General features: G+C 64.6%; 5 protein-coding genes. 3 read left to right on the top strand and 2 right to left on the bottom strand.

Going from position 1 to position 6,872, the window contains the following annotated elements; genetic code table 11:
• Positions 1–104 precede the first annotated feature (104 nt).
• Positions 105–1,535 (bottom strand): GTPase/DUF3482 domain-containing protein, encoded by a 1,431-nt coding sequence (locus GPA21_RS18235; protein ID WP_168989525.1) that lies wholly within the window; start codon positions 1,533–1,535, stop codon positions 105–107.
• On the bottom strand, positions 1,525–2,934 hold the full coding sequence (locus tag GPA21_RS18240) for a DUF2868 domain-containing protein (protein WP_211163687.1): 1,410 nt from the start codon (positions 2,932–2,934) through the stop codon (positions 1,525–1,527). The genes GPA21_RS18235 and GPA21_RS18240 overlap by 11 nt, the downstream gene beginning before the upstream one ends.
• A 159-nt stretch (positions 2,935–3,093) precedes the next feature.
• Between GPA21_RS18240 and GPA21_RS18245 the strand changes: the two genes are divergently transcribed.
• The 3 genes from GPA21_RS18245 to GPA21_RS18255 form a co-directional block, all read left to right on the top strand.
• Positions 3,094–3,426 (top strand): hypothetical protein, encoded by a 333-nt coding sequence (locus GPA21_RS18245; RefSeq protein WP_168989527.1) that lies wholly within the window; start codon positions 3,094–3,096, stop codon positions 3,424–3,426.
• Between the two features lie 117 nt (positions 3,427–3,543).
• Positions 3,544–5,316, top strand: coding sequence for a GGDEF domain-containing protein (locus GPA21_RS18250; protein WP_168989528.1), 1,773 nt, complete (start codon positions 3,544–3,546; stop codon positions 5,314–5,316).
• A 16-nt stretch (positions 5,317–5,332) separates the two neighbouring features.
• Positions 5,333–6,872: GGDEF domain-containing protein (locus GPA21_RS18255; protein WP_168989529.1), on the top strand; the 1,540-nt coding region annotated here is incomplete at its 3' end.

Raw genomic sequence — 6,872 nt, forward strand, 5'->3', positions numbered from 1 at the left:
GCCCGTGGGAGCGCGAATACGGCGGTAGCTCGACGCAAGCCGATGCCGATACCCCGCCCTGTTCGCGGCTTACGCCGCTCCCACCCGTAATGGAGGCGCCGCTGCTACGGGTGCGGGTGATGGGCTGCTTCAGTCGATGTTTTGCCAGCCAAAGCTTCGGCCAGGCGGTCGATTGCCCGCTCGCGCTCGATGTCGAAACCGCCGCCACCACACAATGACGACCAGCTCTCGTGCGCTCGGGCCACGAGCAGGCTTTCGGGGAGTTTGCCCTCGCGCCACTGCTTCTCATCTGCCGCGAACTGCTCAATCGGACGGACCGCCGCATGCCCGCGCCGGTCCAGTGCTTCGAGCAGGTGCAGCTCACGCAGAATCAGCAGCCGCAGGATACCGTCATCCACACTGAGCTCACGCTCGCCGGTCACCACTCCCTTGATCCGCCGACCGAAATGCCGGAAGGCCTGGACGCCGCCGCCGGCGAGCGCACCAATCGCAGTCCCAGCGCCGAGCGTCAACCCGCCGAACAACGCATCCACCCCAAAACCTGCCGCCGCGCCGGCCGCAACACCCGAGCCGAGCTTGACCCCCATGTTACGCAGCGTCTCAGGCTGAAACAGGTCTGCCTCCCAACGGCCGTCCGCCAGCGGCAGCGCGTCGGCGTCCACCGCGTCTGGCCGAAAATGGAACAAGGCCAGCAAGCCATCCACACAGACCTGCTCACGCTCACGAACCCGGCGATTCAGGTCAGCCAGCTCGCTCGCCAGCCCACGCTCGTCCGTATCCGCGACATGACGACGACAGGCGGCCACATCCACCAGCATCTCGGCCACTAACCGGCGACCTGCCACCAGGCGTGCCTGCGCCTCGCGTTCGCGACAGGCCACCAGTTTATCCAGCGCCGGACGCCACGTATCGAGCAGGGTTGCGAGCTTGTCGAAAAGCATGCGCTCGGCGCCACGTTCCGGAGCCACGGTGTCGAAACGCACCACCGCGTGCAGGCCAAGGCGCGCCAACGCCTCCCGCCAGGCGGACTCGTTGGCATCGCCACTGGAAACGAAGTTGAGCACCGGCAGCAAAGGCACTGCGCATGCCCCCAGCAAGGCCAACTCGTCGCGATGTTTGGCGAGTACCGGATCGCGCGCATCAACCACGTAGAGCGCGGCATCGCTGGCAAGCATCTGGCGCAATACCTTGGCCTCCTGCTCCAGCCGCCCCCGCGCCATCGGAGACGCCAGAAAGCGCTCCACCCGCGCCGGTCCGTCCAGCCGCTCGCCAGTGTCATCCACCATGTCGGTTTCGATCACCTCGAGCAGCGCGATCGGGTCTTCCATGCCCGGCGTGTCGAAAAGCTCCACCAGCGTCTCGCCATCGGCAACCAGCCGCGCCCCCTCGACATGGCGTGTCGTGCTCGGACGGCTGGAAACTTCACCAAACTCGCTGTCGCGTGTGAGCGTGCGCATCAGCGAAGTCTTGCCGGTATTGGTATGGCCGACCACCGCAAGGCGCACCGCCGGGGTTCGGAGTCGCTCAGCCGACATAGCCCAGCCACTCCATCGCTGTTGCCTCCTCAGTGAACACCGCCGACCCGGCCAGGCCAAGCTCGGCGAGCGCATCCAGCCAGTGTTGGAGCCGCTCGGACCCTGACACGGCGTCTGCCCCGGCCAGCCACACTGCACAGGCGCCGGCATGAACCGACATGGCTGCAATCAGCGCCAGACTACCCCGATCAGGCGACAATCGCGGATCGCAAACCAGCAGCAGACGCGCCGGCGTACTCGCTTCAATCGTGGCCAGCACCCTCGCCCGTTGCTCGCGACTGTCGACAATGCCACCATCGCTCACCCCATGGACCCAGCCTGGCGGCCAGGGCACACGTGTGCTGTCGAGTTCGATGCCGACCACCATCGCGGCGCCACTGGCCTGATGAGGGGCAACCACATGCGCGGTTTCCAAGCGTTCTGGCGCGGCATCCGACACACCGATGCGTTCGCTCGATGGCGACAAACGCTCTGCCAGCGCTGAGAACGCCGGATCGTCGGGGTAGAGTCGCAGCCTGCGGCGGCCAATCGCCACCTTCCAGCCGCAGAAAGCCCATAGCCCGAGCCGCGGGAGCAAGCCGTAGGTGAGCAGACAACCCACAAGCCACATCGACCAGGTCCATCGTGCCGCCTCGCTCGCAAGCGCCACATCCCCACTCGCGCGCACGAGCTCCGCATCCGGCACCGGAAAGCCCAGCAGGGACGGCAACCAGCCGAGCGAGGCTACCAAACCTTCGAACACCGCTGTCGGCAGAATCGTGGTTTCCCACACGAAACCGTAGCGCCGCAGGGCCAACCCGCCCACCAAGCCGAGCAGCATCCCAAGCAGCAGCATGAACCAGAACCCATGAGTAACCGCACCCAGCCACCAACGCTCGAGTCCGGCCCTGGCATGCAGACGCAAGCGTGCGCGCCCGACCGCCTCCGCATTGCCGCCAACCGCAAAGCGAGCCGCAATCGCCTGCCACACTCGACCAGGAACACCGCCCGAGTGACCGCCGGTCAAGCCCAGCGCGACGACCCACGCGGTGAGGCCCAGCAAATGCAATCCGAGCAGGCCGCCCAAGGCCCAGACAACATTCACCGGCCGCCCACCCTCACCCAACACCGCGAGCGCAGCCCCAAAACCGGCCAGCACCGCCACCGCAGCAAGCAACCAGGCCACCAGCCGTTCGCGCGAAACCCAGCGCCGGATCGACTCATCCATGCCCCATCGGGTGCCGATCTCCCGCGCCCGCGCAATGATCCGCGCCTCCACCCCTTCATGGCTTGCACGCAAACGCGCCAACAAGATGCCGTCCGGCTGCATACCCTCGGCCTGCTCACGCAAGCGCACCGCTTCGGCCAGCCACCGCTCATCAAAGGTCTGCCTGGATTCAAGCCCACGATCCGACGCCAAGATCCGTTTTCCGAGAGTAAGAGACCTCATAGAATAACGCAGGGGTAAGCGGGTTGAGACTGAACCTAACCCCCCGCCCAACGGTCGACTGCGTATCGGGCACAACCACAGTGTGCAGGCGCATGTTTCACTGAGTGCCCCGAAACGCTGGAGAACACAATGAAACTGCTCAACAGATTGCCGGGTTCGCGGCGTGAGCCCCATGGCCTCGAGTGGCGGGTGTTGCGGCGCATGCCAACGGTGCTGCTGGCCGGCACGGTCCTTCCCGCGCTGCTTGCGCTGGTCAACCGGTGGTTTGCCAGTGGCGATTCGGCCATCGCGATCGCCAAGCAAGTGCAAATGATCGACTATCTCGCCATCGGCATCGTGATATTCCACTGGACGCTGGTGCTCACGGTGAGCATCTTCTGTGTCATCGTCACCCTGATGAAGGGTCCGGCCTACGTCGCTGATCGCTACGACCTGCCCGACAGCCCCGAACCAAAGGACTGAGCGCTTGGGCCAGACACACGGCTCACCTGCAACGGCCGTGAGATATTGTCGATCACGAGGGCAACGGAAGGTTATACTCCGTGGGTTAAGTCGCAGTCCGGCCAAGCCTTCCCATCGATGTCCGACCAGAATCTCCGTCCCCCCGAAATCGCCCGAGAAGCACTGCGTCGGCTAGCAAGTGAGCGGGTACCGCCGACCCCGGACAATTATCGCGAGTTCTATCACCGGATAGCTGGCACAAAGGCGGACGACAGCTTTCCCGAAAAGCCCCTCAAGGCCATCGCGGCCTCACTGCCCCGAAACACACCGGAGCGCCTGCGCGCGGCTCAGCAATTCGAAGGCGCAATCGCTTCGGGTCAGTGGGCGCTGCTCAAGCAGGTCGTCATCGAGTTGGCGAGCGCTGGCGAGCCCCCACGACAAGCGTGGGGCCAGTTGATCGCCGGCCTGCTCGAAGGCTTCGAAAAACGGCACAGCGGCCTCACTCTCGCGCAAAAGCGCAATGCCCTGACGCACGTCATCGATTCCAGCAACGGCAACGCCGAGCGGCTATATGCGCGAATTCAAGCGCTGGTCAGTAGCTGGAGCGCCCAGCCAGAAGACAACAACAGAATCGAGACGGCCAGCGAGATCGCTTCGCGCACCTCGCCTGCCGACAGCGCCGGTCAGCCGGTGCTCGTGGCTGGCGAAAGCAACGCCTCCATCGCCGAATTCCTGACAGTCATCATCAAACGCGCCATTTTGCCGGTGCTGGTCGATAACGATTCCTTGCGTGCCGAGGCCGAGGCGATCGCCGAGGCCGTCGCGGCGCGCAGTGGCGACGTTCAGCAAGTCGAGGAATTGCGCAACCGTCTGAGCCGCCTCACCGACCGCATCGAATGGATCGAGGACGACCGCCGCGCGGTTCGCGAAGCGCTGCTCAAGTTGCTCAAGCTAGTGCTCGACAACATCAGTCAGTTGGTCGTCGACGACAGCTGGCTGCGCGGCCAACTGCTGATGGTCTCCGAGGTCTTTTCGAGTCCGCTCGACATACGCGTGCTCGATGAGGCCGAAAGGCGTCTGCGCGACGTCATCGACAAGCAAACCCAGCTCAAGCAGCAGCTCACCGACGCCCAGGACCGGCTCAAGAGCATGCTCATCGGGTTCATGGACCGATTGTCCGGCTTCAGCGACTCCACCGACCATTATCACCGCACCCTCGAGCGCTGCGCTCAGGAGATCGAAACTGCAGACAGCCTCGACGATCTGGCCGACGCAGTCGGCGAGTTGCTCACGGAAACCCGCGATGTGCGCGAATCCACGCGCCAGTCGAACGAGGAGCTCAAGGCACTGCGCGAGGAGGTCGAATCGGCCAACCACCGCATCATCCGGCTCCAGCGCGAACTCGACGAAACCAGCGAGCTCGTACGACACGACCCGCTCACCGGCGTACTCAACCGCAAGGGTATCGACGAAGCCATAGAGCGCGAGATTTCGGTCATGCGCCGTCGCGGCACGCCGCTTTGCATTGCCCTGCTGGATATCGACAACTTCAAGCAACTCAACGACACCTTTGGTCACCGCACCGGCGATGAAGCCCTGCAGCATCTGGTGAGCGTGGTTCGCGACGATCTTCGCTCCGAGGACACCGTTGGCCGCTACGGGGGCGAGGAGTTCATCATCCTGCTGCCGGACACCAACGAAGAGCAGGGCATGGAAATCATCACCCGCTTGCAGCGGTCCTTGACCAAACGCTTCTTTCTCGCTGACAACCGGCGGATTCTGATCACTTTCAGCGCCGGCTTGAGCCGCATGCGTCCCGACGAAGACGCAGACGACACAATCGACCGTGCCGACCGCGCGATGTACGCAGCCAAGCGCGCAGGCAAGAACCGCGTACTCGCGGCTGTCTGAGACGCCAGCGATAGACATGGCGAGTCCGCTCAACCCATCCGACATCACCCGCGAAGTCCTGCGCATGCTCGCAGCCAGGCGTCTCGCACCGACGCCTGACAATTTTCGCCAGATCTACAACGAGATCGCCGGCATTTCGGATGCAGGTGACGCACTCTCGGCACGCTACATTCGCAGCATCGCCGAGCGTTTGCCGCGCGACAACGCCGATCGCGTTCGCCTCGCCCGTGACATCGACACCGCACTCGCTAACGAGGACACGGAGCGGGCCGAACAAACGCTCTTCTCGCTCCTCGACAGCCTCGGCGGGGTCGAACCGCCCGCGTGGAACAAGCTCATCGGCGACCTCCTGCGCCAGTGGGAAGGCCGTCAACTCGGCTGGACACCGGCCCGCAAGCGCGAATCGCTGCAGCGCGTGCTCGCCGCCAACGAACCCGCCACGCTTTACAAGCGACTTCAGGGATTGATCAAAGGCTGGAGCACCGCACCGACCGACCCTGAAGTGCCGATCGGGGAAGAAGGAGACGACTGGCAGGAGCCTACACCGAGCACCGGGAGCACTGCGCTCGCCCTGTCACCCGATCCTTCCCCAGGTAGGAGCACCGAAGACCTGTCCGGCCAGTTGCGCGAGCTCGTCTGTATCGCACTCGACACCGCAGTGCCCGCGTTCCTAGCCGACCATCCCGCGCTCATCGAAGAAGCCGCCGCGCTCTCGGCGGAGACCAGAAAGGCGGTCACCGCCGAGGCCCTGCAAACCGTAGGCACCCAGCTTCGCAAGTTCGCCTACCGGCTGGAGCTCACCGCGGGCGAAACCGCCGAGGTTCGCGCCGGTCTGCTCAAGCTTCTGCAACTGCTGCTCGAGAACATTGACGAGATCGTCATGGACGACCAGTGGCTGCAGGGCCAGATCGAAACCCTGCGCGAAGTGGTCACCCAGCCTGCGAACGTGCGCCGCATCGAGGACGCAGAACGACGGCTCAAGGACGTCATCTACCGCCAGAGCCAGCTCAAGCACAATCTGGAAGCCACTCAGCGCAGCCTGCGCGACATGCTCGCCGGCTTCATCGACCAGCTCGCCGACTTCAGCGAAACCACCGGCAGCTATCATGACAAGATCGCCTCGCACGCCACCCGCATCGCCAACGCAAGAGACATCGGCGAGATCGGCCCGGTACTCGACGAAGTCATGCGCGACACCCGCCACATCCAGGAAGAGGCCCGCCGCTCACGCGAGGAACTTGCCGCCGCTCGCGATCGAGCGAGAGAAGCCGAAGCCCGCATCGCCGAACTGCAGCGCGAACTCGAGACCACCAGCCGCGCCATGCGCCATGACCAGCTCACCGGCGTACTGAACCGCCGCGGACTGGAGGAGACCTTCGACAAGGAATGCGCCCGCGCCCAGCGCAACGGCGTGCCGCTGTGCGTCGCGCTGCTCGACATCGACAACTTCAAGCGACTCAACGACACCTACGGCCACCAGGCCGGCGATGATGCGCTGATTCACCTGACCACAGTCGTCCGCGCCAACCTGCGCCCCAACGACACAGTCGCCCGAC

Source organism: Azoarcus taiwanensis, from assembly GCF_012910885.1.
GTDB classification, from domain to species: domain Bacteria; phylum Pseudomonadota; class Gammaproteobacteria; order Burkholderiales; family Rhodocyclaceae; genus Azoarcus_F; species Azoarcus_F taiwanensis.